The organism is Aeromonas sp. AE23HZ002T15 (genome assembly GCF_054165525.2).
The window spans coordinates 2,918,564-2,940,085 of sequence record NZ_CM201342.1 but is presented as its reverse complement, the minus strand read 5'-3'; the positions used below and the strand labels follow the sequence as shown (position 1 = coordinate 2,940,085).

At 64.2% G+C, this 21,522-nt stretch carries 16 protein-coding genes; 8 read left to right on the top strand and 8 right to left on the bottom strand.

Translation table 11 applies throughout. The features are described from left to right. Positions 1–31: 31 nt before the first annotated feature. From recD to ACT5M9_RS13635, 6 genes are all read right to left on the bottom strand, one after another. Positions 32–2,086 (bottom strand): exodeoxyribonuclease V subunit alpha, encoded by a 2,055-nt coding sequence (gene recD / locus ACT5M9_RS13660; protein WP_457983072.1) that lies wholly within the window; start codon positions 2,084–2,086, stop codon positions 32–34. Further along, positions 2,083–5,694: an exodeoxyribonuclease V subunit beta gene (recB, locus tag ACT5M9_RS13655; RefSeq protein WP_457983071.1), complete on the bottom strand. Its 3,612-nt coding sequence runs from the start codon at positions 5,692–5,694 to the stop codon at positions 2,083–2,085. Before recB ends, recD begins: the two co-directional genes overlap by 4 nt. A gap of 67 nt (positions 5,695–5,761) precedes the next feature. After that, positions 5,762–9,160: an exodeoxyribonuclease V subunit gamma gene (recC, locus tag ACT5M9_RS13650; RefSeq protein ID WP_457983069.1), complete on the bottom strand. Its 3,399-nt coding sequence runs from the start codon at positions 9,158–9,160 to the stop codon at positions 5,762–5,764. 241 nt (positions 9,161–9,401) lie between these two features. Then, positions 9,402–9,794, bottom strand: a complete 393-nt coding sequence (locus ACT5M9_RS13645) for a DoxX family protein (RefSeq protein WP_438549066.1) — start codon at positions 9,792–9,794, stop codon at positions 9,402–9,404. Positions 9,795–9,877: 83 nt separating this feature from the next. Next, positions 9,878–10,564, bottom strand: a complete 687-nt coding sequence (locus tag ACT5M9_RS13640; RefSeq protein ID WP_457983067.1) for a pirin family protein — start codon at positions 10,562–10,564, stop codon at positions 9,878–9,880. A 30-nt stretch (positions 10,565–10,594) separates the two neighbouring features. Beyond that, the gene (locus ACT5M9_RS13635) at positions 10,595–10,927 is read right to left on the bottom strand and encodes a hypothetical protein (protein WP_457983065.1); all 333 of its coding nucleotides are present in this window, start codon (positions 10,925–10,927) and stop codon (positions 10,595–10,597) included. A gap of 256 nt (positions 10,928–11,183) precedes the next feature. Between ACT5M9_RS13635 and ACT5M9_RS13630 the strand changes: the two genes are divergently transcribed. Next, positions 11,184–12,104: a LysR family transcriptional regulator gene (locus ACT5M9_RS13630; protein WP_438549063.1), complete on the top strand. Its 921-nt coding sequence runs from the start codon at positions 11,184–11,186 to the stop codon at positions 12,102–12,104. 449 nt (positions 12,105–12,553) lie between these two features. Beyond that, positions 12,554–13,318: a helix-turn-helix domain-containing protein gene (locus ACT5M9_RS13625; RefSeq protein ID WP_438549062.1), complete on the top strand. Its 765-nt coding sequence runs from the start codon at positions 12,554–12,556 to the stop codon at positions 13,316–13,318. Positions 13,319–13,439: 121 nt separating this feature from the next. On the opposite strand, the gene ACT5M9_RS13620 is transcribed toward ACT5M9_RS13625, so the two are convergent. Next, entirely contained in the window at positions 13,440–14,273 is an 834-nt protein-coding gene (locus ACT5M9_RS13620; RefSeq protein WP_457983064.1) for a UTRA domain-containing protein, read from the bottom strand. A 263-nt stretch (positions 14,274–14,536) separates the two neighbouring features. On the opposite strand from ACT5M9_RS13620, the gene ACT5M9_RS13615 reads away from it, so the two are divergent. The 6 genes from ACT5M9_RS13615 (at position 14,537) to ACT5M9_RS13590 (ending at position 19,842) form a co-directional block, all read left to right on the top strand. After that, complete coding sequence (locus ACT5M9_RS13615; RefSeq protein WP_457983063.1) at positions 14,537–15,583, top strand: ABC transporter substrate-binding protein; 1,047 nt, start codon at positions 14,537–14,539, stop codon at positions 15,581–15,583. 9 nt (positions 15,584–15,592) lie between these two features. After that, positions 15,593–16,438, top strand: coding sequence for an alkaline phosphatase family protein (locus ACT5M9_RS13610; RefSeq protein WP_457983061.1), 846 nt, complete (start codon positions 15,593–15,595; stop codon positions 16,436–16,438). Beyond that, positions 16,438–17,334: an ABC transporter permease gene (locus ACT5M9_RS13605; RefSeq protein ID WP_457983100.1), complete on the top strand. Its 897-nt coding sequence runs from the start codon at positions 16,438–16,440 to the stop codon at positions 17,332–17,334. Before ACT5M9_RS13610 ends, ACT5M9_RS13605 begins: the two co-directional genes overlap by 1 nt. Continuing rightward, positions 17,327–18,103: an ABC transporter permease gene (locus ACT5M9_RS13600; protein ID WP_457983060.1), complete on the top strand. Its 777-nt coding sequence runs from the start codon at positions 17,327–17,329 to the stop codon at positions 18,101–18,103. Before ACT5M9_RS13605 ends, ACT5M9_RS13600 begins: the two co-directional genes overlap by 8 nt. A 6-nt stretch (positions 18,104–18,109) precedes the next feature. Next, positions 18,110–19,117 carry an ABC transporter ATP-binding protein gene (locus ACT5M9_RS13595; RefSeq protein ID WP_457983058.1) on the top strand — a complete coding sequence of 336 codons (1,008 nt, stop codon included), beginning with the start codon at positions 18,110–18,112 and terminating at the stop codon, positions 19,115–19,117. A 65-nt stretch (positions 19,118–19,182) separates the two neighbouring features. Beyond that, positions 19,183–19,842, top strand: coding sequence for an HAD family hydrolase (locus tag ACT5M9_RS13590; protein WP_438549055.1), 660 nt, complete (start codon positions 19,183–19,185; stop codon positions 19,840–19,842). A gap of 42 nt (positions 19,843–19,884) precedes the next feature. Here ACT5M9_RS13590 and ACT5M9_RS13585 read toward each other — a convergent pair whose 3' ends face one another. Beyond that, the gene (locus tag ACT5M9_RS13585) at positions 19,885–21,411 is read right to left on the bottom strand and encodes a sensor domain-containing diguanylate cyclase (RefSeq protein WP_457983057.1); all 1,527 of its coding nucleotides are present in this window, start codon (positions 21,409–21,411) and stop codon (positions 19,885–19,887) included. Positions 21,412–21,522: the final 111 nt, after the last annotated feature.

Sequence of the window (21,522 nt, the reverse complement as noted above, 5' to 3'; positions counted from 1 at the left end):
GGAAACCACAGTTTTTCATCGTCAATATAAGTCACTCCCCCAACCTCTCCGCCAATCCCGAATACCGCTCGGTCTTTTTCCGTACCGCCTGTGCCAGCAGGGCGCGATCGCCGTAGAGGGCGAGGCGGGCCTTGGCGCGGGTGATACCGGTGTAAACCAGCTCGCGGGTGAGCAGGGGGCTGGGGCCGTCCGGCAGCACCAGCACGGTATGGGCAAACTCCGAGCCCTGAGACTTGTGGATGGTCATGGCGTAGACGGTCTCGTGGGGGGGCAAGCGGCTCGGCAACAATGAGCGCTGGCTGCCGTCCGGCTGCTCGAACCACACCTTGAGACGGCCGGTGTCATCCGGCAGGCAGAGCCCCATGTCGCCGTTGTAGAGCCCGATACCGTGATCGTTGCGCACCACCATCACGGGGCGGCCCGCATACCAGTCGCCATCCCGCTGGATAAGCCCAGCCTTGGACAGGGCGAGTTCGAGGCGCTGATTCAAGCCCTCCACTCCGAAGGGGCCGTCTCGCAGGGCGCAGAGGATCTGAAAGCCGTTGAACGCCTCGAACACGGCGGCGGGATCCTGCCCCTCCCGGGCCGCCTTGAGGTAAGCCCCGTAACCGGCCACTCCCTGGGCGATCAGCCCCTCGTAGGCATCCCCCACCCAGGGGTGCAGGCTGATATCGTTGAAGCCCTGCCCCCAGACCGCCTCCAGAGCCGCAACATCGCCGTCGTTGCAGGCCCGCGCCAGCTGGCCTATGCCGGAGTGTTTGTCGAAGCGCCAGCTCTTGGCTAACAGGCAGAGGCTGTCCCGCACAGGGGCACCAATTGGCGAGCTCTGCAACCGGTAGCCGGTCTGGCGGGAGAGCCAATCCGCCTGCTCCAGGCTGATGCCCTGAGAGATGAAGCTGCAGATGTCGCCGAGCACGGCCCCGGCCTCCACCGAGGCGAGCTGATCCTTGTCGCCGAGCAAAATCAGGCGGGCAGACTTGGGCAGGGCGTCCAAGAGGCGCGCCATCATGGGCAAGTCCACCATGGAGGCCTCATCCACCACCAGCAGGTCCAGGTGCAGCGGGTTGCCCTTGTGATGACGGAACTGGCTGCGACCCGGGATCACCCCGAGCAGCCGGTGCAAGGTGCCCGCCTCGGTGGGGATGGCCGTCACCACCTCGGGGGCCAGATCCAGTGCCTGCAGGGCGCTGCCGATACTCTCGGTGAGCCTTGCCGCCGCCTTGCCGGTGGGCGCCACCAAGCGGATAGCGGGGGCCTTGCCCTGCTGCAGCCCCGTCTCCACCAGGATGGCCAGCAGCTTGGCAACCGTGGTGGTCTTGCCGGTGCCGGGACCGCCGGAGATCACCGCGAAGGGGCGCGCCGCCGCGGTGGCCGCCGCCAGCTTCTGGCCGTTGCAGCAGAGCGCCTCGGGCACCAGGGCATCCAACGCGCTCAGCTCGTTCGCCGCCTGGGCACGGACCAGCAGGGCCTCCACCTCGGGCCAATTCACCTCATCCGGGAACACCAGATCCAGGTACTTCTCCACAAACTGGGGGGCGGAGAAATCCGGTGCGAGGCGCGCCTTGAGCAGGGCCGTGAAGATCTGGCCATAGTCGCGGGCAAACAGACGCGACAGGGCCTGGGCTATGTCTGGCCATTCCGCTCGCTCGCTTAAGGCGCTCAGGTGACGGGCCACCCCTTGCTCGTGATCGTGGTAGCGGGTGAGATAGAGGCGTCCCTGCCACAGCCGCAGCGGCCAGCGCGGTGCCTCCCCCTCGCTTCCCTCCAGGCCCACCAGCGGACTCTCTGCAAACAGCGCGGGCCAGCGGGATGGATCGGCAAGATCCCCGAGCAGATCCCGGCTCTGCTTGGGATCCAGCCCGAACGGGCGCCAGGAGCCCTGATCCTTGCCATCCTTCACCAACAGCGTCAGCGGCAGGCAGACGTGACCACGGCCCAGCTCGTAGCAGGCGAGCGCCGCCCCCAGAACCAGCTCGGGACCGGCGCCGAGGTCGGCCACCAGTTTGGCAAATTGCAGATCCAGCTGGCGAATACGGCCCGCCAGGGCCAGTTGTTTCAAGCGTTCGATCATTGCTGTGCCCGTCATGCATCCGCCTTGTTCAATTTCTCTAAACGATCACCATCAGGCATCACACCTTTACTAAACAACTCGTCGAGCCCCAGCACCAGATCCCGGCTCGGACGGGTGTGGAAAACGCCCCCCTCTGGCATGCCCCGCAAGAAGAGGTAATAGACGCCGCCAAAGTGCTGATCGAAGTCGTAACCCGGCAGCCGCAGCGCGAGCAGTCGGTGCAGCGCGAGGGAATAGAGCTGGTATTGCAGGTCATAGCGATGTTCCTGCATGGCTCGCTCCAGCGCCGGGCGGCCGTAATCCGCCGGGCTCATGCCGAGGTGGTTGGATTTGTAGTCGAGCAGATACCAGCGCCCCTGCCACTCAAACACCAGATCGATAAAGCCCTTGAGCATCCCCTGTACCGTACTGAAACTTAAGGGTTTATTGCCCGCCGACAGAGGGTCGAGGCGCTGGCACAGCGCGGTGAGATCCTTTGCCGTCACCCGCTCCATGGGCAGGAAGAACTCCAGCTCCACCTGCTTGCGCTCGGCGTTCAGGTCGCGCAGCCTCACCGGCTCCCCGAACCCCGTATCGAGTTGGGTGTCCAGCACGGCCTCCACCTGTTGTTGCAACACCGGGGCCCAGCTCTCGTCGAACCCCTCCTGGGTCAGCAGGGTGGCGATATGGGCGCACAGCTCCTCTCCTTCTGCGCTTTGGAAGTCGATGGTCTCGAACAGGCTGTGCAGCAGGGTGCCGGGGCGCGCCCCCTTGGGGAAGCTGAAGATGGAAGGCTGAGGTGCCTCCTCTGGCAGCGGGATGGCCGCCTCGGTCACCACCTCGTCATCGAAGCCGGGGTTGGCCAGCACCCCCTTGCCGTGCCCTAGGCCCTGGGCCGCGAGGCCGGAGTAGGAGCTGATCCACCAGTCCCGCTCCAGCCGCCCCTCGAAGCGGCGCACCAAGGGCTCGCCGAGGGAGGTCTGCTCCGGTGGCAACGGGGCCGGGCGGGTGAGCGAGGGCTCACCGACCGCCACCCCGGGCAGGGCCTTGGCAAGTTCGCCGAGGGCCGTGCTCAGGGTCGAGGCATCGCCGGCCTCCCCTTGTTGCAGCAGGTAACCGATGGCGGTGTGGTGCAGGTCGGTCTGCTCCGATTTGCCCGCACCGGCGCGCACCGGCGCGAGCCCGAGCCAGGTGGCATAGACCCCCCGGGTCAGGGCCACGTAGAGCAGCCGCAGGTCTTCGGCGAGGCGCTCCCTGTCGGCCTCGGCCAGGGAGCCTTCCGCCTCGGTGAGATCCAGGATGGTGCGGTTCTGCCCCTCCACCTCGACGTGATAGAGGGGCAGCTCGGCGGCGCGATGGCTGCAGATGAAGGGCAGGAACACCAGGGGGTACTCCAGCCCCTTGGACTTGTGGATGGTGACTATCTGCACCAGCTTGCGCTCGGACTCCAGGCGCAGCACCTGCTCCGCCACCTGGCCGTTGGGATGATTGACCGCCTCTCCCAGCCAGCGCAGCAGGGCATATTCCCCGTCCAGCTCGCAGCTTATCTGTTGCAACAGCTCGGCCAGATGGAGGAAGTTGGTCAGCCGGCGCTCCCCATAGGGGCTAGCCAGCAGGGAGGCCGCCAGGTTGCGTCTGTGCAGCAGGGTCCGCAGCATGGCCAGCACCCCATTGCGGTGCCACAGCGACCGGTACTCCATAAACTCCTGCACCGCGCTCTCCCAGGCGCGCTCGTCCGAGGCGAGCTCATCCAGCGCCCTGGCATCGAGCTCGAACAGGCCGGTGGCGAGCGCCGCCCTCAGGCTGCGCTCCTCGCTCGGGTTCTGGCAGGCATGCAGGATCAGCAAGATCTCCCGTGCCTCCACCTGGGCCAGCACGCTCTCTCGGTTGGACAGATAAACGGAGGCGATGGCGAGGCGCGCCAGCTCCTGCTGCACCAGCCGCCCCTCGGCGCCGGTGCGCACCAGCACGGCTATGTCCCCCGCCTTCAGCGGAGCCTCCCCTATCAGCGCCTCGCCCTCCCGGGCCAGACTCAGCAGACGGTGGATCTCGGCCGCGGTGGCGCGGGCCATCAGGCTCTGGTACTCCCCCCGGTTGAAGGTGGGCTGACCGCCGAGCTGCCAGCAGTGCAGCACGGGGGCTGTCTGTCCTTCCAGGGTCAGCGCCTTGCTCTTGCCCTGGGCCTCCACCGGCAGGAAGGGGATGTCCGCCTCATAGATGAAGGGATCCTTGGCCCGTTCGAACAGACCGTTGACCGCCGTCACCAGAGCGGCGCTGGAGCGGTAGTTGCGCCCGAGCGTGTAGTGGGCACTCACATTCCGGCGCGCCTGGATATAGGTGAAGATATCGGCGCCACGAAAACCGTAGATGGCCTGCTTGGGGTCACCGATCATCAGCAGCGCAGTATCCTGTTTTCCGCCATAGAGGCGGTGGAAGATGCGGTACTGCTGGGGGTCGGTATCCTGGAATTCATCGATCATGGCGACTCTGTAAGTCGCCCGGATCCGCTCGCACAATCTCTCCCCGAGCCCGGAGCCGAGGGCTCCGTCGAGATCTTTTAGCAGGTCGTCAAACGAGAGCTGATGGGCTTGGCGCTTGCTGGCCTGCATCCGCTCGCGCACCACCCGCGCCGCCCGTTGCAGGATCAGATCCCGGATGCCGGGACGGCTCGCCAGCAGGGCGTCGATCTCGCCGAACAGCGGCAGGGTCGGCACAGAGCCCCCTTTCTTCAGGTTCTCCTCCAGCACCTGCTGGCCAAAGCGTTCCAGCTCCTTGGGGATGGCGTAGCCGCTGGCGGGATCCGAAGCCCAGTCGGCTATCTTGCCGAGCCAGCCTTCGTAGTTCTTGCCGGTGTAACGGCTGATCTGGCCATCGGTCTGGCGGCAGATCTCGTCGACCTGCGCCAGCCACTGCGCCTTGATCCCTTCGATGCGGGCCATGGCCTGCCGATGGCGCTCGGCCAGGGTCTCGTCTCCCAGGGCCGGCAGGATGGCCAACTCGCAGTTGTCGAGCCAGCCGTTCATCTCCCGCAGCAGGGCCGACGGGCTTGGCCAGAGCTTGCGCACCGCCCGGGCCAGGGCCTCGTCCACCGGGTAGAACTCGGCGCGCCAGTAGTCGCTCACCGCCTGCAGCCGCAGCTGGCTGTCGTCGGTCAGAAATTCAGTTTCAAACAGGGCGCCAGATTCGAAGGCGTTCTGTTTGAGCATGCGCTGGCAGAAGCCGTGGATGGTGAACACCGCCGCCTCGTCCATCTGCCGCTCGGCGGCCAGCAGGCGGTGCGCCGCCTGCTCATGATCCTCAACCTCAGCCAGCAGACCCGCCAGCAGGGGATCCTTGTCAGGCTCAGGGATGCTGCCGCGCAGGAAGGCGAGGCGCGCCTCATGGATGCGGGCGCGGATCCGCCCGCGCAGCTCGGCGGTGGCGGCCTCGGTAAAGGTCACCACCAGGATCTCGGTCACAGACAGGGGCCGCTCGTGGGCGCAGGGTTCCCCCGCCTCCTCCCCCTCTTCCATCACGGGGCCGTGACCCAGCAAGAGGCGCAGGTAGAGACCGGCGATGGTGTAGGTCTTGCCGGTGCCGGCGGAGGCTTCGATCAGGCGCTCGCCATACAGGGGAAAGCGCAGGGTATTCAGGGTCTTGGCCATTATTCTCCCCCTCGCATCAAGGCGCGCTCGCCACCCACAGGGCGAAGACTCTTCGCAGCATAAGTCATCATTGATCGAGCGCCTCCAGGGCGTTGAACAGGGGGGTCAGGTGTTCCCGGGCCAGAGCCTGCAGTTGGCCGAGCACCTCATCATTGAGTTCGGGGAAGCAGCGGGCGACATAAACGTCCTGTCCCTCTCCCATGACCTGCCAGCCGCCGATGAAGCGGGTCTGTGCCGCCTTGTCGGCGGCCTCGGGTTTTTCCGGATCCTTCTCTATGGCCTTGAGCCACTCCCAGGCGGTGTTGGGGAAAAACGGCAGCGGCCGCTTCATGCCCTGCTGCCAGAGCGCCACCAGGGCCGCCAGTCGGGCTCTGGCCTCGTCCGCCGCCAGCACCGGCAGCCGCCAGCCCTGCTTGGCATCGAGCAGCAGGGTCTCGCCGGGGAAATCGCTCAGGCAGAGGCAGAGGTGTTGCACCCAGCCCAGCAGCAGATCCTTGCCGTTGAAGCTGCCGGGTTTGACCATCAGGGCGCGGCCCTGCTGGGTATCTATCCAGCCCTGCAGCTGGCCCTGGGTCAGGGCGATGTCGATCTCCACCGCCCGTTTCTCGGCTTCGTCAGCGGCAAGCCAGGGGCGCAGCCGCGCGGCCAGACCGCCCATCTGCTCATCCAGATCGTCCAGCAGCAGGTTGCCAAACCAGCCCTGGGGCAGCTGGCCGGAGAGGCGCAGCCGCTCCCGCCGTCGGCTCATTCCCTCGCGCACCTCCTCGCCGTCCCCCTCAGCCAGGTGGGCATCCAGCAGCAGGCTTTTGAGCTGATAGTGCTCCAAACCGTCCAGCTCGAACGGTTCGCTGTCCTCGATGTTCGCCTCGTTCAATTCAAACCACACCTTGAGGCGGCGGTTGAGGAAATACTTGGCGGGCTGGCGATAGAAGCGCAGCAACTCGGCCAGCTCCAGCCCCTGCTCCTTGCCCCATTCGGGAGGCAAAGGCAGCTCCCCGCTCTGGAAGTTCGCCGCCCCCGGCGTAGGCTTAAGGGCCGGCAGCCAGTCGGCGGCATAGGTGAACAGGCCGGATCCCGCTTTGGGATAGAAATAGTCCTGGCTGTAGGGGGTGAGCGGATGGCGGCGGATCAGGTGTTTTAGCAGCCGATCGCCGGAGGCCTCGTCAGACAGATCCTCGTCCCCCGCCAGCACGAAGCCCTGGCGCACATAGTCGATGAGCTCAGCCAGCAGCACCGAGGGCACCTTCTCGCTGTTGTCCTCGGCGCTGAAACCCTGATAGCTGATGTAGAGTCCCTGCTGGGCGGAGAGCAGCGCCTCCAGGAACAGGTAGCGGTCGTCATCCCGGCGGGAACGATCCCCGCGCCTGGAGGCCACCGCCATCAGATCGAAGCCCATGGGGGCCAGGGTGCGCGGGTAGACGCCGTCGTTCATGCCGAGCAGGCAGACCTGACGAAACGGGATGGAGCGCATGGGCATCAGGGTGCAGAAGTTAACCTGCCCTGCGAGGAAGCGCTGGCTGGAGCGCTGCTCACCGAGCAGGCTGCCGAGGTAGTCCCGCAGCAGATCCGGGCTGATGGCTTGCTCGAAGCGTGCCTCCCCGAGCGCCCCTTGCCAGTCGATCAAGGCGGTGCGAATGAGCTGCAGCAGCCGCTCCTCGTCCTCGTCGGCGAGGTAGAAGCGATCCAGCAACTCGTTCAGGCAGCTCATCCACTCCCCCAGGCGCTGTGGCTGTTGCAGCCTCGGCAGGAACTCGGCGAGGGAGTCCACGAACCAGGCCAGCTTGCCGAGGGCCAGACCCTGCTGACCTTCGATGTCGGCGTAAGGAAGGATTCCGTCCACCGGCTCCCCGTCCCCCATGGCAAAACCGAGCAGCATGCGGCGCAGGCCGAACAGCCAGCTGTTGCCAGACAGCGGCGGTAGCGCGAAGCGCTCCGGATAGGCATCGTCCAGCCCCCAGCGGATGCCGGTCTCCTGCACCCAGACCCTCAGCTGGTTGAACTCATCGTCGCCGAGCTCGAAGCGGCGCAGCACGGCGGGCACCTCCAGGATGGCGAGCAGCTCCCCCGCCCCGAAGCGGGCGTTGGGCAGCCCCAACAGGGCGAGGAAGCTTTGCAGCAGCGGGCTCTCCTGGCTGGCGGCCCGATCCGACACCGCGAACGGGATCTGGCCGCGGGCCCCCGGCTTCTCCTTGCCGAAGACCGCCTGGATATAGGGGCCATAGCTGTTCACATCCGGCATCATCACCACCACGTCCTTCGGGGTCAGGGTGGGATCTTGCTCGAACATCGCCAGCAGCCGGTCGTGCAGCACCTCCAGCTCCCGCATGGGGCCGTGGCAGGCGTGGATCTGCAAGGATCCATCGCTCGCGTCGAGCGGGCTCTTGTGACGGCTGCTGTCGAGGTTTCCTTCCTTCTCAAACACCGCCTCCCCGCGGGAGCCCAGCTCCAGCACATCCTTCTGGATGCAGTGCAGCAAGCTGGTTTCGTCGATATCGACGAAGGCCTCGATCTGCGGCACCTCCAGCTCCATCAGCTGATGCAGATAGTCCCGCCCCAGCTTGCCCATGGAGGCGAGCAGCGGGTTGGTCGGCCCCTGCAGAGACTCGATATCGGTACCGGGTTTGAGCTTGCTCTCGAGCCGCGCCAGGGTCTTTCTGTCCAGCAGATCCCCCCAGTAGTAGCGACAGGGGTTGGTGACGAACAGGTGGATCTCCACCTCCTGCCGACTGCCCAGCGCCAGCAGCGCCTCCACGTAGCGGGGCGGCAGCGCCGAGATGCCGAACACGAACACCCGTTGGGGCAGCTTGCCCGGCAAGTCCACGGTCCGTTGCAGCTCGTGGATAAATTCCTCATACAGGTTGGCTCTGTGATAGCCGCTTGGGCTGAGCGCCAGGGTGCGTGCAACTAGCTCGCGCCACAGCTCAGGCTGCCAATCCTGGCCACTCACCCCCGCCAGCTCCTGGCTGCCGGTGCCGACCAGACCCTCCCCCTGCTCCCAGCGGGCGATCCAGTCCGGTCGATAGACCAGGTATTGGTCGAACAGATCCGCAATCTTCTGGCACAGCTGCCACAGTCGCACCTGTTCCGGATCGCCTGCTGCCTCTTCGCTATCCGGGCTCCCCAGATAGGCGGCGAGCGGCGCGAAGGCGGGCCTGTCCAGCAGGGCGGGCAGGATGCTCATCAGCTGCCAGCTCATGGCTCCCTTGTTGTAGGGGCTCTGGCGCGGCACATCCGCCAGCACCCGGGTAAACATCTCCCAGATGAAGCTGGCGGGCAGGGGAAAGTCGATATTGGCGGCGATGCCGAATGCCTTGGCCAGCTCCAGCTTGAGCCACTGGGCCATGCCCGGGCTCTGCACCAGGATCTGCTCCCGCTCGAAGGGGTGGGCCAGCGGCGCCTGCCGGATGCGGCTCACCAGCAGCTCTTTGAGCAGATCCAGCTGATTGGAGTGGTAGAGGGTAAACATGGGCAAGTCCCGCCAATTCAAGGATGCAAGGGATGAGGTGACGGGGCAAACAGCAATGGCCGCCGTCACGTCGCACGAGAAAGGATTGTCGGGGATTGGCGGGGAAGATGCAAAAGACGCTTGTCGTCGCGAAGCCGGGCGCGATCACAGTTCTCACCGGCGAGACTGTGAATCGCGGGCAATAAAAAGGCCGGTGCGTTGCACCGGCCAAAGGCGTTGGAAAACATTGTCTATCGGGGCATTACCAGTTCTTGCCGAGGCGGGCATCCAGGCTGAAGGCCCCTGCTCCGGCCGCCGCCAGGGCCAGGAAACCACCGGCCACGGAGACGTTCTTCATGAACATCAGCATCTGCATCTGCTCGGCAGGCTGATAGTGGAAGATGAAGGCGGCCATCAGGGTGAAGCCCGCCAGCAGCACAGAGATGCTACGGGTGAACAGACCCAGCACGATGGCGAGGCCACCACCCAGCTCCAGCAGGATAACCAGCGGCAAGATGGCACCGGGCACACCCATGGCTTCCATATAACCCTGGGTACCGGCATAACCGCCGATCTTGCCCCAGCCAGCCACCACGAACATCAGCGCCAGCAACACACGACCCACCAGCAGTGCCACGTCTCTCATTTTGTCCATCTCCAGATTCCTTTGATTACCCATCGTACGTTAATAGTGTAAGACCGAATTTCTAACTCATTCATTTCGCCGAGATTTATATATCACGGCAGATCAAACAGCAGGGCTTCACAACTCTGTGAGGCCACCAGCGACCAGCTCTGCTCATCACGGCTGAGCAGGCCATCGCCGGGGTGGGCAGCCAGACCGTTGCCAGTCAGCTCCCCTGAAATCATATGCAGGTAACCGTGACGTCCTTGCAATGCCCATTCGAGGGTCTCCCCTTGGGCCAGTTGCAGCCGCCATACCTTTGCCTGCTGGCGGATCCTGAAGGATCCGTCCTCTCCATCCGGCGATGCGACCAGGGTCAGACCGGGCTGGGTTTCAATCTTCTTCTGCTGATAACCCGGTTCTGTGCCGAATTCATTCGGCTCGATCCAGATCTGCAACAGGGAGAGCGGCTCGGTCTGCGAGGGGTTGTACTCGCTGTGACGGATGCCGGAGCCTGCGCTCATCAGCTGGAAATCCCCCGCCGGGATCTGCTCGGCGTGGCCGAGGCTGTCCCTGTGCTCTATGGTGCCGCTCAGCACGCAGGTCAGGATCTCCATGTTGGCATGAGGGTGGGTGGCAAAGCCGCCACCCGGCGACACCCGATCCTGATTGATGACCCGCAGGACAGAGTGGCCCATCCAGTCCGGGTCGTAGTAGTGACCGAACGAGAAGCTGTGACGGGCATCCAGCCAGCCAAAGTTGGCATGACCTCGTTCTGCTGCGGCTCTCAATTTCATCATGGTGTGCTCCTCATGTACCAAGGCAGTGGATTAACGCTGGCGACCGTCACCCAGACCGAAGGGGATGCGGTAATTGCTGCTCTCGTTACCCATGCTGACCGTCAGGTTGCCCTGGGTGCGGCTCGGGATCTTCACGATCTGGGTGCCGGTCAGGTTCGCATGGACAGTGGCCAACACATCACCGGCTTCGTCACGGACCTCCAGCATGGGGTTGGACTTGCCATCGATGGCGGCGCTCGCCTGCCAGTTCACGAACAGCACACCCGGCGCGGCGCTGAAGTCAGCGGGAACGGAAGCCTGGGCTACACCGGCGGTCATCAGGCCTGCAACGGCCAGCATCTTGATTACGTTTTTCATGTTCATTCACTCTCTTGTTTTATATGTCATTGCCAAGGCCGACTGGCCCGAATCAATGCATCCATGCAAGAGGTCATTCAAATATGGTGTTGTTCTTTCACCGACATCAGACTTCACCCCTTGGGGTGTCACGGCCCTGAACTACCGATTATTTGGCCGCCTGGCTCTCCTGCCGAAGCGATGGTTGAATATTAGGGTGAGTTGCCCTAAGTTGTTAGCGAGATAATCTGGCAAACATATTCAAAAAAATTGAAGGTTAGATATGGCCAAGGAGACGAACAAGGAACGGGCGCTGACCCTGGAAGCCATCCGGGTGCTGGACGCCATCGATCGCCGCGGCAGCTTCGCCGCCGCCGCCGATGAGCTGGGTAAGGTGCCGTCCGCCCTGAGCTACACGGTGCAGAAGCTGGAGGACGAGCTGGACGCCATGCTGTTCGATCGCAGCGGCCATCGCACCAAGTTCACCCCGGCCGGGCGCATGCTGCTGGAGCGGGGCCGGGTGCTGCTGGAGGCGGCCGAACACCTGGTGGGGGAGACCCGGGCCCTGGCCCGTGGCTGGGAGACAGACATCACCATAGCCGTCGACGCCCTGGTGCCGCTGCAGCTGTTCTATCCACTGGTGGAGCGCCTCGCCGAGCTCACCGACACCCGATTGCGGCTGCGGGCCGAGGTGCTGGCGGGCAGTTGGGAGAGCCTGGAGGATGGCCGCGCCGATCTGCTCATCGCCACCCTCAACCCCGACATCATGCTGACCGGCATCAAACACCAGATACTGCAAGAGGAGGTGATGCTCTACGTGGCTCACCCGGATCACCCCTTGCACCAGGAGGCGGAACCCCTGGCGGACGATACCCTGCGCCGTTATCGCGCCATCGCCATCGCCGATTCCGCCCTGCGTAAGCCCGTGCTCACCTACCGGCTGCTCGACAAACAGCCACGCCTCACCGTCAGCACCATGGCCGAGAAGCGCGATGCCCTGCTGGCAGGGATAGGGATAGGCACCATGCCGATGAGCTGGATAGCAGAAGACATCAAGGCGGGCAGACTCAAGGTGATAGGGCCCGAGTACCGTCATCAGGTCCAGGTCGCCCTGGCCTGGCGGCGGGATACCATGGGCAAGGCCAAGAGCTGGCTGGTGCGGGAGATCCCCAAGCTGTTTCCCTGCAAGGAGGAACAAAGCTGAATCGATTGAGTACCGAAATGGTGGTGAACGGAGGGAAAGAGACGAAAGATGCGCCTCTTTCTTGACGGCGGGCTCAGATTCGGAGAAAAGAAAAAGCGGATCTCTTGCGAGCTCCGCTCAATGCCAGGAAAGAATAAAAACCTTACGGTTTAAAAAACCCTTAAATTGGAAGCAAACAATCGTTTTCTCAACCAGGAAGGTCATGAATCCGATTCGTGTTGAATTATGTGCGATGTAATATGCATCACCAGCAAAATGTTGGAAGGTTGAAGGATATGCGCCGTAGAGTGTCATAATCTGCCACCTTGCTGCCTCACTGGTCAGTCCATTTCAGCCGTTCTCGCCGGGTTTATTTCCTCTGGTTTTTCAAGGTGTCAATTTCTGAGCCCGAAACCATAAAAACTCTCACTTTCTGACACGACTAAAAATGCAGATAAAGGAATAGTTGCATGACCTATAGCCAGACCCTGGCCAATCACATTCTCGACACCCTGAAGAAGACGCTCACCGACAAGGGGATCCGCTACCAGACCCTGGCGGAGGCCATGGGCGTCTCCATCGCCACCATCAAGCGGATGATGAACAAGCCCTCCCTGCCGTTCGATACCCTGCTGGAGATCTGCCACCTGGTGGGCCTGTCGTTCGAGGAGCTGCTGGACAAGACCCAGGACGCCCAGAGCCGACGCGCCGTCTTCACTCAGGAGCAGGACGAGGCGTTCCACAAGGAGCCCGGCCTCTACGCCTTCCTCGCCAACATCTTCTGGCGCGACAAGGCCCTGGTGGATTTGAAACGGGATTACGGCCTCACCGATGCCTCCTGCTACCTCTACCTGCGCAAACTGGAGCGGCTCGGCATACTGCAGCTCGGCATCGACAACAGCTACCACTTCCTCATCAGCGAGCGCATCAGCTTCGAGCAGCACAGCCGTTTCGCCCGCCAGCAGGCGCGCCAGGCCATGTCGGTGCTGGGGGACTATCTGGTGGAGAACATGCACAAGTCCAACAACTACATGGCTCTGTGTCAGTTGCACCTGAACGAGAGCGAGGCCATGGCCCTGATCGATCGCATGAAGGAGTACTGGCATCAGGAGCTCAAGCTGAACCGCCCCGCCATCGGCCAGCGGGAGGACAGCAAGACCTACACCATGTCCCTGCAGCTCGCCGACTGCGGCTACCAGAGCTTCGACGACCTGATCCCCAATATCGACAACTGATCCGCCGAGATCCCCCTTCGGATCAGGATCCTGCCACCGGTGGCAGGATCCTTCTTTCACGCTGGCATGGGCCAGGCCCTCGATAAATAAGCTCGCCGATACTGCTCCCTTCTTTCCCTCCTCACCCTCCCACAGCTCCCGAGCGCTCTGTCAACTGAGTCCTGCTCATGTCCGGTGGCGGCACCAGGGCCCGGGTATCCAGGCAGATCCGGATGGCATCCGGCCGCCAGTGCTCGACATCGCAATCCACCAGAGCGCCCATCTCGTCGTAATTGACCCGCACCAGCCGCAGCACGGCACTTCCCTCTGCCAGGTTGAGGGCACGGGCGATGGCCCCCCGCGCCGCCGAGGGAGTGATCTCGAGGCTGGCCCCGCCCTGGCCTATGCCATAGCGCTGCAGGTAAAGCTCGGTGAGGGAGCTCGTCAGGGGGGCGCTGGCGATATCGGGGAAGCGGCTCGCCAGCAGGTGGTGGCTGACGTGCAGCACGGGCCGGCCGTCGATCAGCCGCTGGCGGCGGATCTCGTAGAGCGGCGTGAAGGGAGCCAGCCCCATCCAGTGGCACAGCTCGCTGCTGGCCAGGGCGCCACCGTGGGCCAACACCCGGGTCTCGGCCACCCGCCGCTGCTCGCCGATCCACTGGTGGAAGTGGGTGTGGATGGCTGGATCATAGGTGAGCCTCGGGGGTGCCACGAACCAGCCACGGCGCTCGGCCCGGTAGATGAGGCCGTCTGCTTCCAGGCTCGAAAGCGCCTCCTTGACGGTGATGCGGGTGGTGGCGAAGCGCTCGCTCAGGGCCCGCTCGGCGGGCAGCTGTTGCCCCGCACCCAGCTGGCCGCTGCCGATGTAGCGGCGCAGGATCTGGCAAATCTGTTCACTCTTGGAAGGGCTGCGGCCATAGGCCCTTAGCTGCTCGCTCAATCGCGGCTCTCTCACTGTCTCATCCCTGTCGGTCATTGGGCTGGCATAGACCAGCCACCCTTGGCCCAGAGTTGTACCCCGGCAGGATGACAACCAGGTGACAGGCTGACCGGGTCTCAAGTAGATATCCAGATACCTGCCCGCCACCGCCTTCTCCACACCTTGAAGCGGCTCAACCCTGCGAGGACTAACAAGCCTCATCTGTCATCAAACTGCCATGGTAACGCCCCGCCACCGTCATATTTGCGCTCTAGCATCCTTCTCGAACCTTAACTGACCTAGTCCAGAGGGATGGGATGATGAAAACCTTGATCGCAAGTGCACTGGCCATGGCGGCCATCAGTCAGCCACTGTTCGCGGCCGACAATATCGCGGATCTGGAGAAAGCCGCCCGCGGCGAAGGCCAGCTCAACAGCATCGGCATGCCCGACAGCTGGGCGAACTGGAAGGACACCTGGCAGCAGATCGGCAGCGTCTATGGCATCAAGCACCAAGATACCGACATGAGCTCGGCCCAGGAGATCGCCAAGTTCGCCGCCGAGAAGGCCAATGCCACCGCCGACATCGGCGACGTGGGCGGCGCCTTCGGTCCGGTCGCGGTCAAGCAGGGGGTCACCCAGCCCTACAAGCCCTCCACCTGGGCGGACATTCCGAACTGGGCCAAGGACGCGGATGGCCACTGGATGCTGGCCTATACCGGCACCATCGCCTTCCTGATCAACAAGGATCTGGTCAAGGCCGCTCCCACCAGCTGGCAGTCCCTGCTCGGCGGTGACTACAAGGTGACCCTGGGTGACGTGGGTGTCGCCTCCCAGGCCAACAACGGCGTGCTGGCGGCGGCCTATGCCACCGGCGGCAGCGAGAAGGATCTCAAGCCAGCGCTGGAGCTGTTCGGCAAGCTGGCCAAGCAGGGCCGCCTGTCGCTGAACGACCCCACCATAGCCAACATCGAGAAGGGCGAGGTGGAAGTGGGGGTGCTGTGGGACTTCAACGCCCTCAACTACCGCGATCAGATCGACCCCAACAAGTTCGCCGTGGTGATCCCGAGCGATGGCTCCGTCATCGCCGGCTACACCACCATCATCAACAAGTGGGCCAAGAACCCCAACGCCGCCAAGCTGGCGCGGGAATACATCCTCTCTGACGCCGGTCAAATCAACCTGGCCCGTGGCTATGCCCGCCCCATCCGCGACAACGTGACACTGCCGGATGACGTCAAGGCCAAGCTGCTGCCGGCGGAGCAATACGCCAACGCCAAGCCGGTGCAGGATCACGCCGCCTGGGAGCAGAGCTCCAAGGCCCTGCCGCGCCAGTGGCAAGAAACCGTCATGATCAACATGCAGTAAGGACAGCCTGTGCAACACAAGGTGATAGTGGTACTTGTGGATGGCCTGTCTGCCGAGGTAGCCCACTGCATGGGCTACCTCGCTGGCATGGTGGAGGCGGAGCGCGGTCTCTACACGACCCTGACCTGCGCCCTGCCCTCCCTCTCCCGGCCACTCTACGAATGCATACTGACCGGCGTGCCGCCCGTGGCGAGCGGCATAGGTCACAACGGCGTCAGCCGCCTCAGCCAGCACGACTCCATCTTCCATCTCGCCCGCGCCGCGGGTAAGACCACGGCAGCCGCGGCCTATCACTGGGTCAGCGAGCTCTACAACCAGAGCCCCTGGCAACCTCTTCGGGATCGCTTCACCCATGACGAACAACTACCGATCCAGCATGGCTGCTTCTACTGGGACGACGCCTACCCCGACAGCCACCTGCTGCTGGACGGCGAGTGGTTGCGCACCCAGTACGACCCCGACTTCCTGCTGATCCATCCCATGGGGGTGGACGACGCGGGCCACCGATTTGGCCTCGATTCTCCCCAGTACCGTAACCAGGCGAGGCGCATGGACAGCCTGCTGGCCGACCTGCTGCCCCAGTGGCGCGGCGAGGGGTATCAGGTGCTGATCACCTCGGATCACGGCATGAACGAGGATCGCAGCCACGGCGGCACCCTGCCTGAAGAGCGCCAGGTGCCGCTCTGGCTGTTTGGGGAGGCCTTCGTGGCCCAGTGGCCGGCGGGCTTCGATCAGCAACATAAGCTGCAACAGACCCAGCTCTGCGCCCTGATGGCGGACCTGCTCGGCGTGCCCCACGACAAGCCGAGCGGCCCCCAGCTGCTCAAGGCCAGCCACCAGCGGGAGGTGCACTGATCATGCCCGCCGCCACTGATACCCTGACAGCACAAGGCGCACGCCTAGGCCGCGTCCGCAGTCACTGGCTGCCCGCCCTGGTGCTGCTGCCGTTCATTCTCTTGATGATGCTGTTCCAGCTCGCCCCCATGGTGTGGGTGCTGGTGGGCAGCCTGCAGACCCCGGACGGCTGGGGCCTGGGGTATTACCGGGAGATACTGAGCTCCCCCTTCTACCTGCAATCCTTTGGCAACTCGCTGCGCATCGCCGGCATCAGTAGCCTGGCGGGGCTCACCATCGGCACCCTGGGGGCGGCCGCCCTGCGTCACAGCGGCGAGGGGGTCAAGCGCGTGCTGCTGGCCTTTGTCACCATGACAGGTAACTTCAGCGGGGTGCCGCTGGCGTTCGCCTTCATCATCATTCTCGGCATCAATGGCGCTGTGACCCTGCTGCTGAAATCCTGGGGCCTCATCGACGGCTTCAACCTCTACTCGGGCAGCGGCCTCATCCTCATCTACACCTACTTCCAGATCCCGCTGGCCCTCTTGTTGCTCTACCCGGCCTTCGATGCCCTGCAGGATGACTGGCCGCAGGCCGCCGCACTGCTCGGCGCCAGCAAGCGCCAATATGTGTGGCACGTGGCGCTGCCGGTGCTCACCCCTGCCCTGCTCGGCACCCTGATCATCCTGTTTGCCAACGCGGTGGGGGCCTATGCCTCCGCCTACGCCCTCACCACCGGCAACTTCAACCTGGTGACCATCAGAGTGGCCAGCCTGGTCTCCGGCGACATCTTCCTCGAGCCGAACCTGGCGGCGGCGCTGGCGGTGATCCTGATGGTGCTGCTGGGGGTGGTCACGGCCGCCAACCAGTGGCTGCTGAAGAAGAGCTATGTGAACAAGGGGCAATCCCATGCATGATTTGACGCCGCGCTGGCCCAGATGGGTGCTGGGGGCGCTGGTGGCGACCCTGCTGCTGCCATTGCTCGCCACCTTCCTCTACTCCATCTCCACCCGCTGGGGGGCCACCCTGCTGCCGGACGGCTTCACCCTCGACTGGTATCTCAAGCTCTGGGGGGATCCCCGCTTCCTGGCGGCGTTTGGCCGCAGCCTGCTGGTCTGCTTCGCGACCCTGCTGCTGGGGACGCTCGTGCTGGTGCCCACCGTGCTGGTGGTGGCCTACTACTTCCCCAGGCTGGATCCCTGGATGAATCTGCTGATCCTGCTGCCCTTCGCGGTGCCGCCCGTGGTCTCCTCGGTGGGGCTGTTGCAGATCTACGCGGACGGCCCATTGCCCCTCATCGGCACGCCGTGGATCCTGGTGGGCACTTGGTTCACCGTGGTGCTGCCCTTCATGTACCGGGCGCTGGCCAACAGTCTGCAGGGGGTGCCGCTCAAGGATCTGATGGACGCCGCCCACCTGCTCGGCGCCAGCAGCGGCCGCGCCTTCCTGCTGGTGGTGATCCCCTGCCTGCGCAAGGGGCTGCTGGCGGCGCTGTTTCTCTCGCTCTCCTTCCTGCTCGGCGAGTTCGTGTTTGCCAACATGCTGGTGGGCACCCGTTACGAGACCCTGCAGGTCTACCTCTACAACATGCGCGCCACCTCGGGCCACTTCACCAGCGCCCTGGTGATGAGCTACTTCCTGCTGACCCTGCTGCTCACCTGGGCGGCCAACAGATTCCATCGGTGACAAGCCATGTTTCATTTAGAAGTCAATCAGTTACACAAGTCATACGGCGAGACCCGGGTGTTCGAGGGGATAGAATTCGGCATCCGCAAGGGGGAGCTGGTGACCCTGCTCGGCCCCTCCGGCTGTGGCAAGTCCACCCTGCTGCGGGCCCTGGCCGGGCTGACTCAGGTGGATGGCGGTCAGATCCGGGTCATGGGGGAGGAGATCACCTTTCAGGCTCCCCAGCAACGGGGCATCGGCATGGTGTTCCAGAGCTATGCCCTGTTCCCGAACATGACGGTGTGGGACAACGTCGCCTTCGGCCTGAAGATGAAGCCCCAGCCGGGACGTGAGCTGGCCGCCAGCGTGCGGGAAGCCCTCGAACTGGTGGAGCTCGCGGAGCTCGCGAAGCGCTACCCGAGCGAGCTCTCCGGCGGTCAGCGCCAGCGAGTGGCTCTGGCCCGCGCCTTGGTGGTGCGACCGCGTATCCTGTTGCTGGACGAACCCTTGTCGGCGCTCGATGCCCGCATCCGCCGCAGCTTGCGCCAGCAGATCCGCGAGATCCAGCAGCGCCTCGAACTGACCACCTTGTTTGTGACCCATGATCAGGAGGAGGCGCTGACCCTGTCGGATCGGGTCTTCCTGATGGACAGGGGGCGGATAGTGCAGAGCGGCAGCCCGGAGCAGATCTATACCCAGCCCGCCAGCGCCTTCGTGGCAAGCTTTATCGGCAACTACAACCTGCTGGCACCCGAACAGGCCGTCACGCTGCTGGGGGCTGGTCACCACGGCCGGCTGGCCCTGCGCCCCGAGGCCATCAGCCTGTTGCCGGCCGGGAGCTCATGCCTGGATCCCAGCCTGCCCGGCATCATTCGCCAGCAACAGTTGCTCGGCAACGTCATCCGCTACCAGGTGGAGTGCGCGGCGGGCCTGCTGACGGTGGATGCCCTCAACCGCTCGGCCCGGGAACTGCTGCCGGTGGGCACCGGGGTCACCCTGGCGGTAGCCCGGGATCAGCTGAGTGAGGTAGCATAAGGCCATGAATCCTATTCTTTTTTCATCCGACACTCAGGTGGCGGCACCCATTGCAAGGAGCTGACATGGCACTGGCACTGTTTGATTTGGACGAGACCCTGATCGCCGGAGACTCCGCCAGCCTCTGGCTGGAGTACATGGTGGCCGAGGAGCTGGCCCCGGCCACCATGGTGGCCGAGGAGCAGGCCATGATGTCCCTCTACCATCAGGGCAAGATGGACATGCACCAGTACATGGCCTTCACCCTGCAACCCCTGGCGGGCAAGCCCAGGGCCTGGCTCGATACCCTGTGCCAGCACTTCGCCGAGCAGACCCTGCGCCAGCGCCTCTATCCGGAGGGACTGGCCCGCATCGAGTGGCATCGACAACGGGGCGACGTCCTGGTGCTCATCTCCGCCTCCGGCGAGCATCTGGTGGCCCCCATGGCCCGCATGCTGGGGATGGATCACTGTGTCGCCATCCTGCTGGATGAGGAGGAGGGCAGGCTCACCGGCCAGACCCGGGGCACCCTGAGTTTTCGGGAGGGCAAGGTGGCTCGCGTCAATCAGCTGTTTGGCGGGGAAGCTCATGTCTGGCGGGAGAGCCACGGCTACAGCGACTCCCACAACGATCTGCCGCTGCTGCGGGCGGTGGCCCATCCCCACGCGGTCAACCCGGCCCCCGGCCTGCGCCAGGTCGCCGAGGAGCTGCACTGGCCCCTGTTGCACTGGCAGCTGGCGGTCTGATCGAAAAGAGCCCGTCCGGGCTCTTTTGCTGTGGCCTCCCCGTCAGGGCAGCGCCAAGGAGGCGGTCTCCATGGGCTTGCCGAGGTAGAGGCGATTCTTGCCATCCCGCTTGGCCCGATAGACCTCCATATCGACTATGGTCATCAGCGCCTTGGCATCCAGACCCGGTGTGCTCGCCACCAGCCCGCCGCTGAAGGTGATCTTGAGCCCGGGCTCCCGCCACTCGAGGGAGGCCACGCCGATGCGAAACTGTTCGAGCAGCATCTGGCAGAAGCCGGTGTCCGGGTTTATCAACAACACGGTCAGCTCCTCGCCGCCATAACGGCAGACCCAGCCATGGTCCCCCAGCAGCTGGGCCCCCAGCTTGCCCACCCGCCTGAGCACCACGTCCCCGGTCTGGTGGCCATAGGTGTCGTTGACCCCCTTGAAGTTGTCCAGATCCAGCATGGCCAGGCAGAAGGGCTGCTGCTCCGCCAGCAGATGGTGCAGTCGCTCGTCGAAGAAGCGCCGGTTGTAGAGGCCGGTGAGCTTGTCCATGTTGGCCTGCTGGCGCACCTCGTGATAATCCTTGCTCACCTCAGCCAGCTCGGCATAGACACGCCTGAGCTCTCGCATTCCCCCCTGAGGCACCCCGTCCGGCCGCAGCCGACTGGCCCGGATCATGGCGGAGATCTCGTTCAGCATGCGCCTGAAATTGCGGGACCAGAACAGCGCCAGCAGCGCATAGAGCACGCTGGCCAGCACCACCACCCCCAGCACGTTGAGAGAAGCCCGGGTCACCACGGCCTGGAAGCTGGCCGCCGGCTGCACGCTGATCAGCACCCAGTTCCAGTGGGGCAGGCGGCGATAGGCCACGAACTGCTGGGACTCCTCGTCCAGGAAGATGCCCTCGTTCTGCTGGAAGCGGGAGAGCCAACTGGGGTGGGGCATGGCCTTCATCAGCTGGCTGGCATCCGGGTAGGCCAGCACCTTGCCGGACTGGTTGATGATCATCTGATAGCCGGCATCCGGCTGCTTGTTGAGCTGGGCGGAGAAGGGAGCCAGCACCACATCGATGGCCACCACCCCCTTCACCTCGCCGCTTTGGTCGGTCAGGGCGCGGGCCAGGGCGATCACCAGGTTGCCGTTGCTGTAGTCGTAGTAGGGCTCGGTCCAGACCGTCTTGCCCACCTGCTGGCTGGCCAGCTGATACCAGGGGCGCACCCTGGGGTCAAAATTGGCGTCCGCCTGCCAGTCTGGGTAGATCAGGATCTTGCGGCTGGCGGTACCCACGTAGACGTAGATGAGGTCCGCCATCATCTGCTTGTAGAGGGCCCACTCCTGCAGGTAGCGCTCGCCGTGCAGCACGTCGGGGCCGCTGAAGTCCTCGACCCTGACACCTTCGTAGATCAGGCCGAATTCCCGTTCAAGCTCGTTGAGATAGGGTTCGATGAAGCCGTGCTGGAGTTGTTGATTGGTGGCGAGCAGGCGCTGGCGCAAATCATTTTGCAGGCTGCGTTCCATGTGCAGATAGTAGATACTGCCCAGCATCAGCACCGGCAGGAAAAGCAGGACAAGCCCCAGTCGCATCCTGGCAACCAGAGACCAATTCTCCGTGGTCACAATCCGCTTGTCACCCTTGGCCAATCCGGGCCCCCGCTACCGTCCGATGCGATCTGATGTCAGAATATCAGCCCTGCC